Below are 19211 nucleotides of genomic sequence, written 5' to 3' on the forward strand. Positions count from 1 at the left end.
GCGCACGGTGGGCCGCAGCATCGGCCCGTGACCGGCCAGGACCCCGCAAGCGACCCTGGGGAGGGGCGCTCCACGCCCGGACAGGACGACCGGGTTCGCCATTGCCGCTTCCTGGCCCGCAGCGGGCCGGGGCGAGATGCTTGGGGACATCCGGCTCATGCACGCCATCGACAATTCGTGGGAACTGCCCGACATGGTGCCCGCGGCGACCAGCGTCCAGGATTGCCTGCGCAATGCGCTGCAGATCGCGCGTCGCTTCGGCTTCGACGCGCTCATCTACGACTTCGCCCCGGTGCCGACCACGCCCGAAGGCGTGCTGATGACGCCCAGCGTGATCGAGCCCTGCAACGTGCCCTCGGACATGCGCGACCTGTGGGTCCACCAGGGCCTCTACCAGAAGGATCCGGTGCAGGCGCTGGCGCTGCGCGGGTCCTGCCCGTTCTTCTGGTCCTATCACCGCAAGGAAGCCTCTGCGCTGCAGCCGCATCTGGACGAGGACAGCCACGCGGTGGCCGAAGTGCTGCACGACTGGCGCTACACGCGCGGGGTCACCGTGCCGCTGCACATGCCCGGCAACCGCTTCGCCACCATGACCGCGCTGTGGCACGACGCGTGTTTCGCCGAGGCGCGCCAGGCGCTGGACCTGCACGTGCTGCGCCTGGCCTACCTGGCGCATGCGACCAACGATCGGCTGGCGCAGCTGTTCGGCCGCGAGGAGCTCACCCCGGTCGGCATCGGCCTGAGCGTGCGCGAGCAGGAGTGCATCGTGCTCTCGGCCCAGGGCCTGTCTTCCAAGCAGATCGCCTGGAAGCTCAAGCGCTCCGAGTCCACCGTGGTACTGCATCTGCAGAGCGCCGCGCGCAAGCTGGGCGGGCGCAACCGGGCGCAGGCCATCGCCCGTGCCGCGCATTTCGGCTATCTGCGCGAGCCGCTGGATTGATGTGCGGATTCTCAAAGAGCGGGCCGTCGCCGCGGCGGTGAGGCCGGCGGGGTCTGGCGGGTTGCGGATCCATGCTAGCGACCGGCCCGCGCAATAAAACTGCAATTTCTTACAGTTGTCGCAAGGCCGCCGGATCGCGAGTCTTGGTTGCGAAGGGGACTGTCCCCGCAACCGGAACGATCGATGCACCAGCGCAGTGTCCCCCGCGAAGGCCATGTCTCTTTCAGGGGGCATGCCACGTGGTATCGGGTGATCGGCGATCTGCGCTCCGGCCTGGTCCCGCTGGTGTTGCTGCACGGCGGGCCGGGCTGCACGCACGACTATCTGGAGGCCTTCGCCGACCTGGCGCAGGGCGGCCGGGCGGTGGTGTTCTACGACCAGCTGGGCAACGGGCGCTCCACGCACCTGCGTGAGGCGCCGGACGCCTTCTGGACGGTGCAGCTGTTCCTGGACGAGCTGGATGCGCTGCTCGAACACCTGGGCATCGCCCAGCGCTACGACCTGCTGGGCCAGTCCTGGGGCGGCATGCTGGCGGCCGAGCACGCGGTGCGCCGGCCGGCCGGACTCAACGCCCTGGTCATCGCCTCCTCGCCCTCGTCGTTTCCGCTGTGGGTGCGCGAGGCGCAACGGCTGCGCAAGGCCTTGCCGCAGGACGTGCGCGAGGCGCTGGAGCGCCACGAGGCCACCGGCGACTACCAGCATCCGGACTACCAGGCCGCCACCCAGGTCTTCTACCAGCGCCACGTCTGTCGCCTGGACCCGTGGCCGGCGGAAGTGCAGCGCACCTTCGCCGCGATGGCCGACGATCCCACCGTGTACTTCAGCATGAACGGGCCGACCGAGTTCCACGTCATCGGCAGCCTGCGCGACTGGGACATCGGCGCGCGCCTGAACCAGGTGCAGGCGCCGACGCTGGTGATCTCCGGCGCCCATGACGAGGCCACGCCGGCCTGCGTGGCCGCCTATGTCGAACGCATCCCCGACGCGCGCTGGGTGTGCATGCCAGCGTCCTCGCACATGTGCCATGTCGAGGAGCGCGAGGCGACGATGCGGCATATCGATGCCTTCCTGGCCGCGCATGACCGCGTCGGTGGAGGCGCGGCATGAGCGCGCCGGTGCAGGTGGCCGCCGTGCAGCTGTGCAGCGGCGCGGACGTGGCCGCCAACAACGCCGCCATCGCCGCGGCGGTGCGCGCGGCGGCGCAGGCCGGTGCGCAGCTGGTGTGCCTGCCGGAAGCGGCCAACCTGCTGCTGCGCGACAACCGCGACTATCCGGGCACCTGCCTGCCCGAGGCGCAGGACACCACGCTGGCCCTGTGCGCGAGCCTGGCGCGCGAGCTCGGCATCTGGCTGCACACCGGCTCGCTGCTGCTGCGCACCGAGGACGGCACGCGCATCTGGAACCGCAGCCATGTGATCGATCCGCGCGGCGAGGTGGTGGCGCGCTACGACAAGCTGCATACCTTCGACGTGCGCCTGGGCGGCGCCGGCGACTTCCAGGAATCGGCCAGCGTGCGCCCCGGCCAGGGCGCGCCGACGGTGGTGGAGATCGTGCCGCTGGGCCTGCGCCTGGGGCTGTCGATCTGCTACGACCTGCGCTTCGGCTATCTCTACGAGGCCCTGGCCCAGGCCGGGGCCGATGTCCTGCTGATCCCGGCCTCGTTCTCGGTGGTGACCGGCCCGCTGCACTGGGAGGTCCTGCTGCGCGCCCGCGCGATCGAGACCTGCAGCTACGTGGTCGCGCCGGCCCAGTGCGGCCAGCGCGATGGCGTTTACACCTACGGCCACAGCCGCATCGTCGCGCCGTTCGGGCAGGTCATCGCGGCCGCCGGCGATGCCCCCACCGTGCTTGGCGCGCGCCTGGATCCGGCCGAGGTCATCGACGCGCGCCAGCGCCTGCCCACCCTGTCCCAACGGCGGCAGCTGCCGCCGACGCATTGCATCCGCATCGGCGACTGACCCGCTCAGCGCGCCCGCTCCTCCCGCCGTTCCACTGCTCGCCAGCCCTCCCTGTCAGCCTTCTCAGGAACACCTCCCCATGACCCGCTCCGCCCTCCCCGTCGTGTCTCATGCCCCTGCGCGGCGCGCCCTCGCGCGGCCCCGCCTGCTGTGTTGTGTCATCACCGCCGTGCTGCTGGGCGCGGCCGGCCCGCTTGCCGCGCAGAGCGCCACGCCCGCCGATGGCGGCGAGGACAACGTCAAGGAACTGGGCAAGGTCATCACCAAGGGCACCCGCCAGATCAAGGACGTGACCGGCGGCGCGCTGGGCGTGGTGTCCAAGCTCAACACGCCGTTCTCCATCTCGGCCGTGTCCTCCGAGGCCCTGCAGGACAAGCAGCCGGCCTCGCTGTACGACGCCTTCGGCGGCGACGCCAGCGTGACCCGCCAGGCCGGCAGCGCCTACACCGGCTGGTCGTCCTTCATCTCGGTGCGCGGCATCGCGATCTCCTCCACCGACGGCAGCCAGAAGCTCAACGGCGTGCCGGTCACCACCTGGGGCCTGAGCCTGCCGATCGAGGTCATGGACCAGATCCAGCTGATGAAGGGCGCCTCGGGCTTCATGTACGGCTTCACCTCGCCGGGCGGCGCGGTCAACTATGTGACCAAGAAGCCGGTCGAGGGCAGCCTGCTCAGCGCCGATGTGGGCTGGACCTCGAACAACATCCTCAAGGAGCACGTGGACATCGGCCGCGGCGCCTCGGACGGCAGCGGCCTGGGCTTCCGCCTCAACGCGGTCAACGAGGACGGCACCACGCCGACCGGCACCGACGTCAAGCGGCGCGCGCTGTCGCTGGCCACCACCGCCAACCTCACCGATGCGCTGACCTGGTCGTTCGACTCGATCTACGTCAAGTCGCGCTTCGGCAAGCCTGCGCCGATGGTCTTCCTGACCTCCTACAACCAGGAGCGGCTGCCCTCGCCCGAAGGCGTGGTGCGCAATCCGCAGGCCGACCAGGCCTACGACAACCCGCGCTTCCTCTACGTGGGCACGGGGTTGAACTGGAAGTTCGCGCAGGACTGGAGCGCCGACCTGCGCCTGACCCACAGCCGCACCGACCAGGTGTTCTCCAAGGACTACCTGAGCTTGATCAACGCCGCCGGCCGCTATCAGGACCGGACCTTCGAGGGGCTGCAGATCTACAACAACGACGCGGTGCAGCTGCTGCTGACCGGCACGGTGGACGTGTTCGGCCTGGAGAACCGGCTGGTGCTGGGCGGCACCACCATCAAGCAGCGCGAGACGCGCGGCCTGTCGCATCAGCTGCCGGGCTATCGCAACTACGGCTATCGCAACCTGTATGTCGATCAGGACTTCAACTACACGCCGATCGACGTGGACGGCCAGGCGCGCTTCCCCAACAACTGGAACCGGCAGCAGGCACTGTTCGTCAGCGACACCGTGCAGCTGACGCCGCACTGGCTGGCCATCGCCGGCGTGCGCTTCACCCATTACAGCCAGCAGCAGAGCCGCTACACCTTCGCCTCGCCCACCAGCTACACCAAGTCCAGTCTCGAGGTGACCACCGACGAGACCACCCCGACCCTGGCGCTGATGTACAAGCCGCGCGAGCAGACCACGGTGTATGCCAGCTATTCGGAGGCCCTGGAGCCGGGCAGCGCGGTCGGCGCGCAGTACGTCAACTATGGCGAGCTGAAGGAGCCGGGCACCAGCAAGCAGTGGGAGCTGGGCTTCAAGAACGATGGCAGCCTGGTGCGCACCGCGCTGGCCGCCTTCCGCGTGGACCGCGCCACCGGCTACGGCAACGAGCGCAACGTCTGGGTGCAGAGCGGCATCAGCCGCTATCAGGGCCTGGACGGCCAGCTGGACCTGAAGCTCAGCGACGATCTGGTCGTCGGCGGTTCGGCCGTGTGGCTGGACAAGGCCGATTACCTCAACGCCTCCTTTCCCTGGCTGCTCAACAAGCGCGTGCCCGGTGCGTATCGCACCAGCGCCTCGCTGCACGCCGACTACACGGTGCCGACGGTGGAAGGGCTCTCGTTCTCGGCCCAGGCCCGCTACACCGGCAAGACCGTGGCCTACCAGAACACCGCCCTGAAGCTCACCGTCAGCACGCCCAGCTACACGCTCTACGACCTGACGGCCAAGTACCAGCAGCTGGTCGGCAGCCACGCGGTGACCTACCGTGCGGGCGTGAGCAACCTGTTCGACAAGACCTACTGGATCGGCGGCTCGGCCACGTACATCTTCCTCGGCGATCCGCGCACCTTCTTCGCCAACGTGACCTTCGACTTCTGATCCAGCGCCATGGCCTGGCATCGTTCCGTCGGCCCGATGCCAGGTCCGGTTCCCCCTACCAGAGGATGCAATGAGCATGGGTGAGCAGAGCGCGCGTACCACCAGCGCAGGGATCCGGCCCTGGGTGCCGTTCTTCTTCGCGCTGGCGCCGATCAATCTGATCCTGTCGGTGGATCGCAACGCCTTCGTCATGGTGGCGCCGGTGATCCAGCGCGAGTTCGGTTTCGGACTGGCGCAGATGTCCTACATCCTGGCGGCCATCTCCTGGACCTATGCGCTGTTCCAGCTGCCCTCGGGCTGGCTGATCCAGCGCTATGGCTTCCGTAGGCTGCTGGCGATCGCGCTGTTCGGCTGGTCGCTGGCCATCGGGCTGATGCCGCTGGCGGCCGGCTTCTGGACCATGCTGCTGCTGCGCCTGCTGCTGGGCGCGGCGCAGGCGCCGGACTGGCCCAGCTCGGTGGCCGCGATCGCGCGCTGGTTCCCCGCCGAGCGGCGCTCGCGCTTCACCTCCATCGCCCTGTCGGGTCAGTACCTCGGGCCGGTGGTGGGCTCGATCCTCACCGGCGCGCTGGCCTATCGCTATGGATGGCGGGTGTGTTTCTACGCCTATGCGCTGATCGGCGTCGGCCTGTGCGGGGTGTGGTGCCTGCTCACCCGCGGCCAGCCCGGCGGGCCGGTCGCGTCGGCCGACGGCCAGACGCACATCTGGCCCGAGCTGCGCCAGATGCTGGCCTCGCGCACCACCTGGCTGCTGTCCTCGTTCTACTTCTGCCTGATCAGCGTGCAGGCCTTCTTCCTCAGCTGGCTGCCGCTGTACCTCACCGGCGAACGCGGCGTCACGCTCACCGCCTCTGGCTGGTACAACGCGATGCCGTGGCTGGCGCTGTATGCCAGCGTGACCGCCTACGGCTTCTTCGCCGATCACCTGCTCAAGCGCGGCGGCTCGCTCAAGCAGGCGCGCCTGCCGGCCGGCGTGCTCGGCCTGTGCATGGGCGGCGGCGCGCTGGCGCTGGTGCCGTTCATCAGCAACCTGCACCTGGTGGTGGTCACGCTGTGCCTGTCGCTGTGCGGCGTGGGCCTGGTGCAGGGCGTGCTGTGGTCGTCCGTGCAGGACTTCGGCGGGCGCCGCACGCCGCTGCTGGCGGCCTGGACCGCGTTCTGGGGCAACGTGAGCGCGGGCATCTTCCCGGTGGTGATGGCGCAGCTGGTGGCGCACACCGGCAACTGGACCTATGCGCTGTGCGTGCCGCTGGTGTTCTGCGTCATCGGCATCGTGCTGATCTGCCTGCTGCGCTTCCCTGCCCAGCGGACCTAGTCCGCCTAGGGCAAGGAAGCGCCCGCGACTTCAGCGTGGGGCGTCGGTCTTGCCCAGCTCGGCCTTGCGCCGCCCGTAGGCCAGGTAGGCGACCAGGCCGATCAGGTTCCATACCAGGAAGTAGAGCTGGGTGCGGCTGGGCAGGCTGAAGAACAGATACAGGCAGCCGGCGATGGCGACCGGGCCCACGACCCAGGCCAGCGGCGTGCGGAAGCTGCGCGCGCGGCCCGGCTCGCGCCTGCGCAGCACCAGCAGGCAGGCGGCCACGGCGGTGAAGGCGGCCAGCGTGCCGGCATTGGCCAGCGCGGCGATCTCGTCCAGGCGCGCCACGCCGGCCAGCGCCGCGACCAGGATCGCGGTGAACAGCGTGGTCGCCACCGGCGTGCCGGTGCGCGCGTTGACCTTGGACAGCCCGCGCGGCAGCAGGCCGTCGCGCGACATCACGAAGAAGATCCGGCTCTGCCCGTACAGGAAGGCCAGCAGCACCGTCGGCAGCGCGATCACCGCGGCGATGCCGATCACCGCCGCGGCCGTGCCGTGGCCCAGCTCGCGCAGGATCAGCGCCAGCGGCTCGGCGCTCTTGCCGAACACGGTGAAGTGCATCGCGCCCACCGCCGCCAGCGCCACCAGCACGTAGATCAGCGTGCAGCCGATCATCGAACCGACGATGCCGATGGACAGGTCGCGGCCGGGGTTCTTGGTTTCCTCCGCCGCGGTGGAGATGGCATCGAAGCCGTAGAAGGCGAAGAAGATGATCGCCGCCGCGGCCATCACCCCGTGCTCGACGCCATCGGCGCCCAGCGATTTGGAGAAGCCATAGGGCATGAACGGGGTGAGGTGCGCGCTGTCGAAGGCCGGCAGCGCCAGCGCCACGAACACCGCCAGCGCGATCAGTTTGATCACCACCAGCACCGCATTGAGCGTGGCGCTCTCCCGGGTGCCGGCCATCAGCAGCCCGGCCACGGCGAAGGTGATCAGCACCGCCGGCAGGTTGAGCATGCCGCCGGCGTGCGGGCCGGCGACGAGCGCATGCGGCAACGAGACGCCCAGCCATTGCAGGAAGCCGACGAAGTACCCCGACCATCCCACCGCCACGGTGCTCACCACCAGCGAGTACTCCAGGATCAGGCTCCAGCCCACCACCCAGGCGATGACCTCGCCCAGCGCCGCGTAGCTGTAGGTATAGGCGCTGCCGGCCGCGGGCATCATCGTGGACATCTCGGCGTAGGCCAGCGCCGCGCAGGCGCAGACGATGCCGGCGGCCAGGAACGAGATCAGCACCGCGGGCCCGGCCAGGTTGGCGCCCACGCCGATCAGCGTGTAGATGCCGGTGCCGACGATGGCGCCGATGCCCAGCGCCACCAGATGCGGCCAGGACAGCGTGGGCACCAGGCGGCGCCCGGCTTCGTGGACAGTGATCTGGTCGAGCGGTTTGCGGCGCAGCCAAGCGGACATGCGGTAAGCCTTGGAATCCGGACGGGTGCGCAAGTGTGGCCGAAGCACGGCGCCCATTGCACGCTGCGGCGACGCGGCGCTCCGAGGGCGGCGCGTAGGATGTCGGCTTTACGAAGGAGTCCGCATGAAACCCAAATCGCCGCTCAAGGCCGCCAGCGAGGACGACCAGCAGCGCCTGGCCGTGCTGATCGATGCCGACAACGCCCAGCCGGCGGTGATCGAAGGCCTGCTGGCCGAGGTCGCCAAGTACGGCGTTGCCAGCGTCAAGCGCATCTATGGCGACTTCACCAGCTCGCGCATGACCCAGTGGAAGGCCGCGCTGCTCAAGCACTCCATCGCGCCGGTGCAGCAGTTCGCCTACACCAGTGGCAAGAACGCCACCGACAGCTCGATGATCATCGACGCGATGGACCTGCTGTACACGCACCGCTTCGACGGCTTCTGCCTGGTCTCCAGCGACAGCGACTTCACCCGCCTGGCTCAGCGCCTGCGCGAGGAAGGCCTGGTGGTCTACGGCTTCGGCGAGCGCAAGACGCCCGATGCCTTCGTCCAGGCCTGCGACAAGTTCATCTACAACGATGTGCTGCGCGCCGAGCCCGCCAGTGCCGCGCCGGAGACAGCCAAGCCCGCGCCGGCCAAGCGCGCGAGCAAGCAGGCCGCGAGCGCCGCGGCGAGCGAGCCGGTGCAGGCCAAGGGCAATACGCCGCCGCTGTCGCTGCTGCGCCAGGCCATCGAGGAGGCCTCCGACGAAGAGGGCTGGGCCTCGCTGGGCGCGGTGGGCACCTATCTCAACAAGATCCGCCCCGACTTCGATCCGCGCCTGTACGGCCATCGCAAGCTCAGCGACCTGTTCCGCAGCCAGTCGCGCCACTTCGCCGTGCAGGAGCGCGCCGCCGGCGGCAACGGCGGGCAGCTGGTCTACGTTCGGGCGCTGTAGCCGGCCCTGTGCTGGCCGGCGTCAGGTGCGCTGCGGTAGGGTGCGTTGCATCCACGCCTTGGGAGGGGCACCACGATGGCCTACACCGGACAATTCACCAGCCCCGAGCCGGCGCGCACGCAGATCGACGCGATGCCCGGCCTCACCGCCCTCGAGTTCGGCACCGCCTGGTGCCCGCACTGCATCGAGGCGCAGGCGCATTTCAAGCGCGCCTTCGACGCGCGCGGCGACATCGCCCACATGAAGATCGAAGACGGCCGCGGCCGCCCGCTGGGCCGCTCGTTCCGGGTCAAGCTGTGGCCGACCGTGGTGCTGCTGCGCGACGGCGAAGAGATCGCGCGCATGATCCGCCCGCGCACCGCCGAAGACGTCCAGCGCGCCCTGGCCCTGCTCGACTGAGCCACGCGGCAGACGCGCGGGACGCGGCAAGCGCACAAGGCTTTTCGCCCCCTCCCTTTCGCGAAGCGAAGGGGAGGGCTGGGGAGGGGTTGGCTTTTGCCGTTGCTGTTGCCTTAGACCCACAGCGACTGGCCGCAGAAGCAAGAGCAACCCCCTCCCAACCTCCCCCTTGCGCTGCGCGCAAAGGGGAGGGGCAGAAGCAGAGCGCTTGGAAGACATGTCGCGCGATTATTCGACGCCTTCCCCCTTCCAGATCCAGCTCAATGCCAATGCCGGCGCCGCTGTGAGTCCAAGTGCCAGCCCCGGCAATTCCAGCTGCGTCGCCCCCGCTACGCCGCACGCCGCTGCGCCAGCGCGCAGAAGAACTCCACGTACTGCGCATGGCCACCGGGGAACACCACATCCAGCCGCAGCGGATCGTCCGTATCGGTGATGCCGAGCGCCGCGGTGCGCGGATCGAAGCCCGCATCGCCCGCGCCTGCCGACAGGCGCGCCGCATCCAACCCGGCCCGTCGTACTTCTCCGGCGCTGCTGTCCACGAACAGCACGCGGTTGTCGGTGTCGAAGGCCTCGCCCAGGCGCTGCACCAGGGTCAGGAAGCCGCGGTCGCTGCCGCCGCGCAGCTGCGCGGCGTCGTGCGCCACGCTGGTGACGGTGTCGCCCACGCCGACCAGGCGCGGCATGTCGGCAGGCGCGATCTGGGCCTGCGCCAATGCCACCTGGGCCTCCAGCGTGCGCGGTGCCTGGCGCGCATTGAAATCCGCGCCCAGCGGCCAGCGACCGGTGCGCGCGTGCACATGGTGGTTGAGCAACACCAGCACACCGGCCTCCTTGACCGCACCTTCGAGCATGAACTGGAAGTCGGTGGTGCCCGCATCGCCCTCCGCGGCCGGCTTGAGGCGCTCGGCACCGGCGGCGTCGCGCCCCAGATTGGGCGCGTAGTGGACGAAGAACGCGCCGTCCAACCCCTCTGCCTGCGCCTCGCGCAGCAGCGCCTGCATGAAGTCCGCCGCCTGCCGCTGCAGCTGCGCGTACAGTGCCGGCTGCTCGGCCAAAGCATGGTGCAGGGCGTTGAGATTGAGCGTGGGCGAGGCCGGGTTGTCCAGCACGCAGGTGGCCGCCAGCGTGGCCACGCGATGCGGTTCGAGATGGTAGGGCGCGCCGAGCAGCAGCGTGGAGAGCCAGCGCGTCATGCGCGTGGGCACGCCCTGCAGGAAGGCCAGTTCCGCGTCGCTGACGCCCGGATGGCTGAGCGTGCCGAAGCGGTCCTGCAGCTGCACGCCGCCGGCCGCCAGGCCAGGCAGATAGGCGCCGTTCGCAGCGGCATGGCCGGGCGCGCCGAACACGCGATCGACGATGGCGTTCACCCCGCGCGCGCCGATGTGCTCGCCATTGGTCAGCACGGCGAACGCATCGCCCAGCCAGGCCGCCGCCTCCAGGTATTCACGCTCCAGCGTGCGCGTCAGCGGATCGTGCACCAGCCCCATGCACACCCCGTCCAGATCCTGGATCAGCAGCAGGTCGGGCGTGGCCGCGAGCGAATCGAGCAAGGCGGCGTGGTCCTGCGAGAAGCCGTGGTTCACAGCAGAGGTCATGCGCAAAGGGTAGCGCCCTGGCGCGCATGGGTTCGTGACCGCGCCGCGCCGGTGACACGACAAGGCCTCCTGCAACCCGGTGACGGTGGCGCCTGTCGCGGCGGTCGCGACCTCAGCGTCCGGCGTCGTGCGCGGGCGTGGCCTGATAGCGGCGGCGCGCGCTGCGGATCGCGTCGTGGTGCGTCTCCGCCCAGGCCACCAGCGCCTCGATATGCGGCACGAAGCTGCGGCCCAGCGGCGTCAGCGCGTACTCCACCGCCGGCGGCTTGCTGGGGAACACCGTGCGCGTGACCAGCCCGTCTTCCTCGAGACCGCGCAGGGTCTTGGCCAGCATCCGCTTGGACACGTCGTCGATGGCCCGCTGCAGCGCGGCGAAGCGCAGCGGCGCGTCTTTCAGCGCCTGCAGCACCAGCGTGCTCCAGCGGTCGCCCAGGCGGTCGAGCACATCGCGCACGGGGCAGTGGGCGGCGTAGGGGGCGGTGGAGCGGTGCAGGGTCATGGCGCGGGATTGGGGATTCGGGATTGGGGATGTTGGGGACCTGGGTGACGGGGTTACCTGGGGGTTACCTGGACACGGGGGGTTCCCTTCTTGGCAGACGCGGGCGTGACGCCCATGATGGCATGGTTCCTTTTCGTAACCAGCTAGGGAGTTACCCCAATGGCATCCATCGCTCTGCTCGGCGGGACCGGCAACGTCGGTCGTCGTCTTCTGGCCGAGGCCCTGCGCCGCGGCCACACCGTCACCGTCATCGCGCGCAAGCCGGTCGACGATCTGCCCGAGGGCGCGGCCTTCGTCCAGGGCGACATCACCGCCGACCCGGCGGGGCTGGGCGCCAAGCTGACCGGCCACGATGTCTTCATCAGCGCCGCCAGGTTCGCCGAGGTCACGGCCGACCACGTGCTGACCGCGGTGCGCGCGGCCAAGATCCCGCGTCTGGCCGTGGTCGGCGGCGCCGGTTCGCTGGAAGTCGCCCCGGGCGTGCGCCTGGTCGATACGCCGGAGTTCCCGGCCGCGTACAAGTCCGAGGCGCTGCCCGGCGCGACCTTCCTGGATGAGCTGCGCGGGGTGAAGGACATCACCTGGACCTTCCTGTCGCCGGCGGCGTTCTTCGGCCCGGGCGAGCGCACCGGCCAGTTCCGCCTGGGGGGCGACGCCTTCCTCACCGATGCCAAGGGCGAGAGCCGCATCTCCTACGAGGACTACGCGGTGGCCCTGCTCGACGAGATCGAATCGCCCAAGCACAGCGGCCAGCGCTTCAGCGTTCTGTACTGAGCAAGCCGGCGCCCTTCGCGGGGCGCAGCAGGCGCACGCGGCCTTAGCCGGCCGCGTCGGTCTCGCCCGCGACGGGCTGCACGATGTCCATCGCGAAGCCCCAGATGCGCTCGAACGGCGCCAGCGGCTGCATCATCGGCACCGCGCAGGCGCTGAACAGCTTGAGCAGCAGCAGCACGTCGGTGGGCACCAGGTCGGCCCGGCAGCGGCCGGCGTCGACCGCGCGCTGCAGCGGCGGCTGGAAGATCGTCACCAGCCGCATCATCGCCACCTCGATCTCCGGCTGGTCGCGGCCCTGGGTCTGCCAGTAGTCCACCAGCGGCGCATGGGTCGCTACCCGGTCCAGCACGAAGCGCAGCAACGGCACCAGCGCGTCGGCATCGTCGCCCAGGCGCTGGGCCTCGGCCTCGATCTGGTCCAGGCCGCGCTCCAGCAGCGCCAGCACCAGGGTGTGGCGGTCGGGGAAGTTGCGGAACAGCGTGGCCCGGCCGACGCCGGCGCGGCGCGACACCAGCTCCAGCGGCGCCTGCACGCCGTGTTCGGTGAACACCTCCTCGGCCGCCTGCAGCAGCAGGGTGCGGTTCTGCTCGGCGTCGGCGCGGCGTTTGGGGGCGGGGGCGATGGCGCTCATCTTTGGAAGCGTCGGCTGTGTGACCTCCAGCACAATACCGGCAAACGGTCGATCTGGTGCGCCAGCGATCCGTGGGTGGCCTCAAGGCCGTGCCCAGCTCCCGGGTTCCAGGAACCCAGCCCTGCGCAGGGCTGGGCGATGCGCGATCGCGATGGACTCAGCTCGCCGGCGCGTTCGCGATCTTGCAAAGTTCGCGCTTAGCGCTGTCGGCCGATGCGGTTTGGCCACCTGCAATGCTGAAATTCGCATCGATGTGGATCAGCCCGCCGGCCTTCTCCTGCACGATGACATTCAGCGGCGCGATAGAGCCCTGACCCATCGTCACGGCCTGGCCTGCGGTGATGATGCCGGTGTCCTTGTTGGAGGTGACCGCACCGAAGCCGCCAGCAGCGACCGCCTGGGCGACCTTGCGGAATGCGCTGTCGTAGTTCACACCGGAATGCTCGGCCCAGGTCTTGAACTGCTTGCCTTTGAAGAACGAACCCTCGACAGAAAAGTTGTCTTCGCAGCTGGCTGCGCTGGCACTGGCGGCGACTGCAAAAAGAGAAACGGACAGCAGGGCGGCGGCGAACATGGGCTTGTGTTGCATCGTGTTGGTCCTTGAGCGGATTGAAAATCGCTAGGCGCCCGAAGGCGCATCCTTGGAAGATCACGCTGATCGTGAACTCGGCGGCCAAGTTACCACTACGCCACAGGCCGCACATCGGCCTGAATGGCTCAGCCGATCACGCGTGCGAATGGGGGCAGGGCGTCGATGATCTGGCGGCCGTAGCGGCGGCTGAGCAGGCGCGAGTCGAGGATGATCACCCGGCCGGTGTCGGTCGAGGTCCGGATCAGGCGGCCGGCGAACTGGGTCAGCGTGCGCAGCGCGTGCGGGATGGCGATCAGGTTGAAGGCGTTGTGCCCGCGGCTCTCCAGCCACTCGCTCAGCGTGGCGGTCTGTGGGTCGGTCGGCACCGCGAACGGCACCTGGGTGATCACCACCGTGGTGCAGGCCTCGCCGGGCAGGTCCAGGCCTTCGCCGAAGGAATTGAGGCCGAACAGCACCGACCCTTCTCCGGCCGCGATGCGGCGCAGATGCTCGCCGATGATCTGCGACTTGTTGCCCTCGCCCTGCACCAGCACGCGGTTGCGCTGCCTCACCGGCAGCAGGTCGGCGACCTTCTCCATCTTCCAGCGCGAGGTGAACAGCACCATCGAGCCCTTGCCCCAGTCCAGTTCGCGCACCAGATAGCGCGCGACCTCCTTGGGATGGCCCTCGCGGTCGTCGGGCGCGGCGGGGAACTTCGGCACCACCAGCTGCGCCTGGCGCGGCAGGTCGAAGGGCGATTCCAGCGTCACCGTCTCGGCATGCTCGGGCAGGCCGGTGTCGATGGCCAGCGCGGTGAAGCCGTTGCCGCCGGTCAGCGTGGCCGAGGTCATCAGCACCGAATCGACCTCTTTCCACAGCAGCTGGCGCAGCACCTGCGCGGCCGAGACCGGCGAGCAGTGCAGCACCAGGTCGCCATCGCGGTCGCGGGTGATCCAGCGCGCCATCGGCGGCGCGCCGTCCGGGTCCTCGCGGCGCCAGCCGGCCCACAGGTCGTACTGCGCCTGGACCAGCTCCAGGGCCATGCCGAGGTTGCGCTGCACGCGCTCCTTGGTGGCGTCGTCCTGCTTGGCCTTGCCCACCAGCGGGGCGGCGGCGCTGACCCAGTTCAACAGGCTGCGCGTGTCGTCGGCCAGGGCCTCGATCGGCACCGACCAGTCGGCCGGCAGCCGGCCGTTGGGCGCGCGCCACTGCGGCTCGCGCTCGGACGGGTCGGGCGTCCACGCCGCCTCCAGCAGGCCGTGGAAGGCCTTGAGCTGGCGGCTGACGCTGACCGCCAGCTCGATCGCCTCGTTGGGATGCAGCTTGGCGATGGTTTCCTTGTCCACCAGCCGGTAGGTGGCCGCGATCAGCGTCTGCAGGCGGCTGGTGCGCCGGCCCATGTCGTCCAGCGGCAGGCGCGCGGCACCCTGGTCGATGGCCACGCCGGCCACGTGGTGGCCTTCGTCCAGCACCAGCAGCATCTCGCCGGGCGCGGCGATCAGCGGCTGGCCGTTCTCGTTGTCGCCCAGCGCCAGGGTGGACAGCAGCAGCGCGTGGTTGGTGACCACGATCTGCGCCTCGCGCACGGCGGCGCGCGCCTTCAGTACCGGGCACTGGTTGGCGTAGGAGCACTTGCGCCCGGCGCAGCCGGCGGCGTTGGTGGTGATGCGCCCGCGCAGGGCCGGGCCGACCGCCTCGGGCGCGGCGTCCAGGTCGCCGTTCCACTGGTTGTCGGTGAACAGCCTGGCCAGCCGGTTGGCCAGGGTCGCGTCGGCCGGGCTCAGCGGGCGGTCGTACAGCGCGCCTTCGTCGCCGAACATCGACTCCTGCGCCGGCGCGGTGCCCTGCAGCTCGGCTACGTTGCGCGTGCACAGGTAGCGGGTGCGGCCCTTGGCCAGGGCCACACTGGCCTGGATGCCGGTGGCCTTGAGGAAGGCCGGCAGATCGCGCTCGACCAGCTGCGACTGCAGCGCGACCGTGCCGGTGCTGATGACCAGCTTCTTCTTGGCCGCCAGCGCGATGGGCACGCCGGCGGTCAGATAGCCCAGCGACTTGCCCACGCCGGTCGGCGCCTCGACCACGCCGACGCCGCCGCTGCTGCCCAGCGCGCGCGAGGCCACGCCGATCATCTGGCTCTGCGCGCGGCGCGTGGTGAAGCCGGGCGTATTGGCGCGCAGCGCGGCGTAGGTGTCGCGGATGCGTGCCTTCAGGGCGTCATCGAGGCCGCGCTGCCCCTCGCCCGTGTCCTTGCCTGCCGCCGGGCGGGTGCCGTCACTCATGCGCGCTATTTTCGCATGGGGCGTCGCGGGGGGCGCGACTGGGTTTGCGCTCGCGCTATGGACGGTTGAAAACCGTCGTTTCCGCGAAGGCGGAACCCAGCGCCTCAAGCGCTACGCGCCAAAGTCCATGGGTTCCCGCCTTCGCCGGAACGACGTTAGTGGGACGTTGGCGGCGCGGTGGGATCGCGGCGCCGGTCGAACAGCGCTAAGCCGCGGCGCCAGCGCGGCGCGCTACGCCGCCGCCTGCGCCGGTGCCGCGTCGTCGAAGCGGTAGATGTCCATTGCCAGGAAGCCCATGTCGATGCCCGCATCGATGCGCGTGGCGCGGAAGTGCTCGCCGGCCGCGCCCAGGGCCACGTAGATCGGCTGCCAGTGCTCGTCGGTGGGGTGGGCCTGGGCGGCGTTGGGCGCGCGCCGGCGGTAGTCCAGCAGCGCCTGCACGTCGCCCTGGCGCAGCGTGGCCTCGACCCAGTCGATGTAGGGCTGCACATACGGCGCCTGCCGGGTGTGGTCGGCGCCGCGCCAGTCGTGCAGGTTGTGGGTGAGGCTGCCCGAGCCGATCACCAGCACACCCTCATCGCGCAGCGGCGCCAGCGCGCGGCCCACCGCCAGCTGGTGCGCCGGCCCGGCCTGCGGCTGGATCGACAGCGGCACCACCGGCACGTCGGCGTCGGGATAGAGCAGGCGCAGCGGCACCCACATGCCGTGGTCCAGGCCGCGGTTCGGGTCGATGTGTGGCGCCAGGCCGGCCTGGTCGAGCAGCTGCGCCACGCGCCCGGCCACCTCCGGCGCGCCCGGCGCGGGGTACTGGATGTCGAACAGCGCCTGCGGGAAGCCGCCGAAGTCGTGGATCGTCTCCGGCCGCGCGCTGCCGCCCACCAGCGGCGAGCGCGCCAGCCAGTGCGCCGAGGCGATGACCACCGCGCGCGGGCGCGGCAGCGAGCGCGCCAGCTCGCCCAGGCGCACGCCGACCAGCTTGGGGTCCAGCGCGGTCATCGGCGAGCCGTGGGAGATGTACAGCGAGGGCAGGCGGGCGGCGGCGTTCATGGGCGAACCTGTCACGACAGGGAGGCAGGCCACCACCCTATTGTGGCAACGCTCGGGGATAAACTGTGCCCCGGGCCAGAATTTGTTACAGGGCGAGCAACAATGGACACCATCGATGCCATGCGCGTCTTCGCGACCGTGGTCGAACGCAGCGGCTTCTCCGCCGCGGCCGAGGCCCTGGACATGTCTACGCCCAGCGTCACCCGCCACGTGGCTTGGCTGGAGCAGCGCCTGGGCACGCGCCTGCTCAACCGCACAACCCGCCACGTCAGCCTGACCAGCGCCGGCGCGGCCTACCACGAGCGCTGCCTGAAGCTGCTGGCCGAGTTCGACGAGACCGAGGCCGCCGTCACCGCGCAGACCCTGGAGCCGGCCGGCCTGCTGCGCATCAACGCGCCGGTGAGCTTCGGCATCGCCCGCCTGGGCGAACTGGTGGCGCGTTTCGCCGAGCTGCATCCGCAGGTCACCGTGGACGTGGACCTGTCCGATCGCCTGGTCGACCTGGTCGAGGAAGGCTACGACCTGGCCATCCGCATCACCCGCCAGCCCACCCCCTCGCTGATCGCCCGGCCGCTGGCGCAGGCGCAGATGTTCCTGTGCGCCTCGCCCGCCTATCTGGCCCGGGTCGGCACGCCGCAGAGCGTGGCCGATCTGGAGCGCCTGGGCGTGCTCGGCTATCGCTACTCCTCCGGCGGCGACACCTGGACGCTGGAAGGGCCGGGCGGCGCCGAGACCCTGCGCGTGACCGAGCGCCTGCGCGCCAACAACGGCGACCTGCTGCGCGAGGCCGCCATCGCCGGCATGGGCATCACCCTGCAGCCGGACTTCATCGTCGGCCAGGCGCTGGAGGATGGCCGCCTGGCGCGGGTGCTGCCGGACTACGAGGTGCCGCCGCTGCGGATCTTCGCCGTCTACGCCAGCCGCAGCCACCTAGCGCCCAAGGTGCGCAGCTTCATCGACTTCCTGGTCGAGTTCTTCGCCACCGGCTGCCCGCAACCGCTGGTCGAGACGGCGCCGCCCGAGGTCGCCAAGGCCAGGCGCCGATGAGCGCAAGCCCGTTCGATGTCGCCATCGTCGGCGGCGGCGCCGCCGGCACGCTGGTGGCGATCCAGCTGCTGCGCCAGGCCACCACGGCGCTGCGCATCGCGCTGCTCGAGCCGCGCGCCATGCTGGGCCGCGGCGCCGCGCACGCGACCGAGCGACCGGAGCACCTGCTCAACGTGCGCGCCGGCGGCATGAGCGCCTTCGACGCGGCGCCAGGCGACTTCGTCGACTGGCTGCAGGACGCCGAGCCCGACACGCCGCGCGCGCAAATCGCCGAGGCCTTCGTGCCGCGGCAGCGCTTCGCCGCCTACCTGGCCGCGCGCCTGGCCCAGGCGCGTGCGGACAGTCCGGCCACGCTGCAGCACCTCCCGGCCCGCGCGCTGAGCCTGGAGCGCGAGGCCGAGGGCTTCCTGCTGCAGGTCGATGGCGCCGGCCCGGTGCGGGCGCGGGCGGTGGTGCTGGCCATCGGCAACGCGCCGCGTCCGCTGCCGGCGCGCGGCGCGCGCTCGCTGCCGCCGGCGCGCCGGATCGAAGCCTGGGACAACGCGTCCCTGGACGGCATCGAGGCCGATGCCGCGGTGTGCATCGTCGGCTCCGGCCTGAGCATGGTCGATGCGGCGCTGGCGCTGCTGGCGGCCGGGCATCGCGGTCCGCTGCATGTGCTGTCCCGCCATGGGCTGATGCCGCTGCCGCATGTCGACGGCGCGCCGGCGCAGGCCGTCGATGTCGAGGCGCTGCTCGCACTGCCGCTGCGCGCGCGCCTGCGCGCCGTGCGCGGCGAGGTCGCCCGCGCCCAGGCGCAGGGCGTGCCGTGGCAGGCGGTGATGGATGCCCTGCGCCCGCACGTGCAGCGCCTGTGGACCACGTTGTCCGGCGCCGACCAGCGCCGCTTCCTGCGCCACGTCGTGCGCCTGTGGGACGTGCACCGCCACCGCATCGCCGCCCCGGTGCACGCGCAGCTGCAACAGGCGCTCGCCCGTGGCCAGCTGCAGCGTCATCGCGCGCGGCTGGACACGGCCATGGCCGGCGCGCGCTGCGTGCAGCTGCACGGCCACGGCCCGCACGGCGAGATCCTCGCCCTGGAAGTGGCCCACGTGATCAACGCCACCGGCGTGGAGCTGCGCGTGCAGGCCATGCGCAATCCGCTGCTGGCCGAGCTGGTCGGCAGCGGCCTGGCCGCGCCCGGCCCGCACGGCATCGGCCTGGACACCTGTCCCAACGGCCGCCTGCGCGATGCCGACGGCCAGCCCGTGCCCGGGCTGCTGGCGATTGGCAGTCTGCGCATCGGCGCGCTGTGGGAATCGCTGGCGATCCCGGAGCTGCGCGGGCAGGCCGAGGTCGTGGCGCGCGAGGCGCTGGCGGTATCCGGGCCGCGCTGAAGCGCGGGGCGCCGCGCGCCAATCCGGCGGTCGTCGCGCGTTTCCGCGCATGCGGCATCGACGTCGCGCGCAACGCGCTTCGCCACCGC

The 19211-nt window shown here is 70.7% G+C and carries 17 protein-coding genes; 10 read left to right on the plus strand and 7 right to left on the minus strand.

Going from position 1 to position 19211, the window contains the following annotated elements; all coding sequences use genetic code 11:
- The first annotated feature begins 157 nt into the window (after positions 1-157).
- The 5 genes from QE438_RS15835 to QE438_RS15855 all read left to right on the plus strand — a co-directional run bounded on the left by QE438_RS15835 (position 158) and on the right by QE438_RS15855 (position 6512).
- Entirely contained in the window at positions 158-940 is a 783-nt protein-coding gene (locus QE438_RS15835) for a LuxR family transcriptional regulator (protein ID WP_306994286.1), read from the plus strand.
- A gap of 183 nt (positions 941-1123) precedes the next feature.
- Complete coding sequence (locus QE438_RS15840) at positions 1124-2047, plus strand: proline iminopeptidase-family hydrolase (RefSeq protein ID WP_306994284.1); 924 nt, start codon at positions 1124-1126, stop codon at positions 2045-2047.
- Positions 2044-2898 (plus strand): nitrilase-related carbon-nitrogen hydrolase, encoded by an 855-nt coding sequence (locus tag QE438_RS15845; RefSeq protein WP_306994282.1) that lies wholly within the window; start codon positions 2044-2046, stop codon positions 2896-2898. The genes QE438_RS15840 and QE438_RS15845 overlap by 4 nt, the downstream gene beginning before the upstream one ends.
- Positions 2899-2977: 79 nt before the next feature.
- Entirely contained in the window at positions 2978-5197 is a 2220-nt protein-coding gene (locus QE438_RS15850) for a TonB-dependent receptor (protein WP_307184085.1), read from the plus strand.
- Positions 5198-5273: 76 nt separating this feature from the next.
- Complete coding sequence (locus QE438_RS15855; RefSeq protein WP_307184084.1) at positions 5274-6512, plus strand: MFS transporter; 1239 nt, start codon at positions 5274-5276, stop codon at positions 6510-6512.
- Positions 6513-6542: 30 nt separating this feature from the next.
- On the opposite strand, the gene QE438_RS15860 is transcribed toward QE438_RS15855, so the two are convergent.
- Positions 6543-7967: an amino acid permease gene (locus QE438_RS15860; protein ID WP_306994275.1), complete on the minus strand. Its 1425-nt coding sequence runs from the start codon at positions 7965-7967 to the stop codon at positions 6543-6545.
- A 124-nt stretch (positions 7968-8091) separates the two neighbouring features.
- On the opposite strand from QE438_RS15860, the gene QE438_RS15865 reads away from it, so the two are divergent.
- Positions 8092-8904, plus strand: a complete 813-nt coding sequence (locus tag QE438_RS15865) for an NYN domain-containing protein (protein WP_130530109.1) — start codon at positions 8092-8094, stop codon at positions 8902-8904.
- A 75-nt stretch (positions 8905-8979) separates the two neighbouring features.
- Positions 8980-9303, plus strand: coding sequence for a thioredoxin family protein (locus tag QE438_RS15870; RefSeq protein WP_130514667.1), 324 nt, complete (start codon positions 8980-8982; stop codon positions 9301-9303).
- A 329-nt stretch (positions 9304-9632) separates the two neighbouring features.
- Here QE438_RS15870 and stpA read toward each other — a convergent pair whose 3' ends face one another.
- The gene (gene stpA, locus QE438_RS15875) at positions 9633-10898 is read right to left on the minus strand and encodes a glucosylglycerol 3-phosphatase (RefSeq protein WP_307184083.1); all 1266 of its coding nucleotides are present in this window, start codon (positions 10896-10898) and stop codon (positions 9633-9635) included.
- A gap of 112 nt (positions 10899-11010) precedes the next feature.
- Complete coding sequence (locus QE438_RS15880) at positions 11011-11397, minus strand: helix-turn-helix domain-containing protein (protein WP_306994272.1); 387 nt, start codon at positions 11395-11397, stop codon at positions 11011-11013.
- 159 nt (positions 11398-11556) lie between these two features.
- Here QE438_RS15880 and QE438_RS15885 point away from each other — a divergent pair, with 159 nt between their 5' ends.
- Positions 11557-12171 (plus strand): NAD(P)-dependent oxidoreductase, encoded by a 615-nt coding sequence (locus QE438_RS15885; RefSeq protein ID WP_306994269.1) that lies wholly within the window; start codon positions 11557-11559, stop codon positions 12169-12171.
- Positions 12172-12214: 43 nt separating this feature from the next.
- Here QE438_RS15885 and QE438_RS15890 read toward each other — a convergent pair whose 3' ends face one another.
- The 4 genes from QE438_RS15890 to QE438_RS15905 all read right to left on the minus strand — a co-directional run bounded on the left by QE438_RS15890 (position 12215) and on the right by QE438_RS15905 (position 16699).
- The gene (locus tag QE438_RS15890) at positions 12215-12802 is read right to left on the minus strand and encodes a TetR/AcrR family transcriptional regulator (protein WP_306994268.1); all 588 of its coding nucleotides are present in this window, start codon (positions 12800-12802) and stop codon (positions 12215-12217) included.
- A 157-nt stretch (positions 12803-12959) separates the two neighbouring features.
- On the minus strand, positions 12960-13391 hold the full coding sequence (locus QE438_RS15895) for a hypothetical protein (RefSeq protein WP_306994265.1): 432 nt from the start codon (positions 13389-13391) through the stop codon (positions 12960-12962).
- Positions 13392-13519: 128 nt separating this feature from the next.
- Positions 13520-15652, minus strand: a complete 2133-nt coding sequence (gene dinG / locus QE438_RS15900; RefSeq protein ID WP_306994263.1) for an ATP-dependent DNA helicase DinG — start codon at positions 15650-15652, stop codon at positions 13520-13522.
- A 231-nt stretch (positions 15653-15883) separates the two neighbouring features.
- Complete coding sequence (locus QE438_RS15905; RefSeq protein WP_306994261.1) at positions 15884-16699, minus strand: class III extradiol ring-cleavage dioxygenase; 816 nt, start codon at positions 16697-16699, stop codon at positions 15884-15886.
- 102 nt (positions 16700-16801) lie between these two features.
- Between QE438_RS15905 and QE438_RS15910 the strand changes: the two genes are divergently transcribed.
- The gene (locus QE438_RS15910) at positions 16802-17746 is read left to right on the plus strand and encodes a LysR family transcriptional regulator (RefSeq protein WP_131659856.1); all 945 of its coding nucleotides are present in this window, start codon (positions 16802-16804) and stop codon (positions 17744-17746) included.
- Positions 17743-19122: an FAD/NAD(P)-binding protein gene (locus QE438_RS15915; protein ID WP_306994259.1), complete on the plus strand. Its 1380-nt coding sequence runs from the start codon at positions 17743-17745 to the stop codon at positions 19120-19122. The genes QE438_RS15910 and QE438_RS15915 overlap by 4 nt, the downstream gene beginning before the upstream one ends.
- The last annotated feature ends 89 nt before the right edge of the window (positions 19123-19211 follow it).

The organism is Pseudoxanthomonas sp. SORGH_AS_0997 (assembly GCF_031453535.1).
Classification (GTDB): domain Bacteria; phylum Pseudomonadota; class Gammaproteobacteria; order Xanthomonadales; family Xanthomonadaceae; genus Pseudoxanthomonas_A; species Pseudoxanthomonas_A winnipegensis.

Excerpts from the sequence above, each read along its gene's own strand:
- QE438_RS15835 (WP_306994286.1), top strand. The coding sequence starts at position 158 with ATGCACGCCATCGACAATTCGTGGGAACTGCCCGACATGGTGCCCGCG.
- QE438_RS15840 (WP_306994284.1), top strand. The coding sequence starts at position 1,124 with ATGCACCAGCGCAGTGTCCCCCGCGAAGGCCATGTCTCTTTCAGGGGG.
- QE438_RS15845 (WP_306994282.1), top strand. The coding sequence starts at position 2,044 with ATGAGCGCGCCGGTGCAGGTGGCCGCCGTGCAGCTGTGCAGCGGCGCG.
- QE438_RS15850 (WP_307184085.1), top strand. The coding sequence starts at position 2,978 with ATGACCCGCTCCGCCCTCCCCGTCGTGTCTCATGCCCCTGCGCGGCGC.
- QE438_RS15855 (WP_307184084.1), top strand. The coding sequence starts at position 5,274 with ATGGGTGAGCAGAGCGCGCGTACCACCAGCGCAGGGATCCGGCCCTGG.
- QE438_RS15860 (WP_306994275.1), bottom strand. The coding sequence starts at position 7,967 with ATGTCCGCTTGGCTGCGCCGCAAACCGCTCGACCAGATCACTGTCCAC.
- QE438_RS15865 (WP_130530109.1), top strand. The coding sequence starts at position 8,092 with ATGAAACCCAAATCGCCGCTCAAGGCCGCCAGCGAGGACGACCAGCAG.
- QE438_RS15870 (WP_130514667.1), top strand. The coding sequence starts at position 8,980 with ATGGCCTACACCGGACAATTCACCAGCCCCGAGCCGGCGCGCACGCAG.
- stpA (WP_307184083.1), bottom strand. The coding sequence starts at position 10,898 with ATGACCTCTGCTGTGAACCACGGCTTCTCGCAGGACCACGCCGCCTTG.
- QE438_RS15880 (WP_306994272.1), bottom strand. The coding sequence starts at position 11,397 with ATGACCCTGCACCGCTCCACCGCCCCCTACGCCGCCCACTGCCCCGTG.
- QE438_RS15885 (WP_306994269.1), top strand. The coding sequence starts at position 11,557 with ATGGCATCCATCGCTCTGCTCGGCGGGACCGGCAACGTCGGTCGTCGT.
- QE438_RS15890 (WP_306994268.1), bottom strand. The coding sequence starts at position 12,802 with ATGAGCGCCATCGCCCCCGCCCCCAAACGCCGCGCCGACGCCGAGCAG.
- QE438_RS15895 (WP_306994265.1), bottom strand. The coding sequence starts at position 13,391 with ATGCAACACAAGCCCATGTTCGCCGCCGCCCTGCTGTCCGTTTCTCTT.
- dinG (WP_306994263.1), bottom strand. The coding sequence starts at position 15,652 with ATGAGTGACGGCACCCGCCCGGCGGCAGGCAAGGACACGGGCGAGGGG.
- QE438_RS15905 (WP_306994261.1), bottom strand. The coding sequence starts at position 16,699 with ATGAACGCCGCCGCCCGCCTGCCCTCGCTGTACATCTCCCACGGCTCG.
- QE438_RS15910 (WP_131659856.1), top strand. The coding sequence starts at position 16,802 with ATGGACACCATCGATGCCATGCGCGTCTTCGCGACCGTGGTCGAACGC.
- QE438_RS15915 (WP_306994259.1), top strand. The coding sequence starts at position 17,743 with ATGAGCGCAAGCCCGTTCGATGTCGCCATCGTCGGCGGCGGCGCCGCC.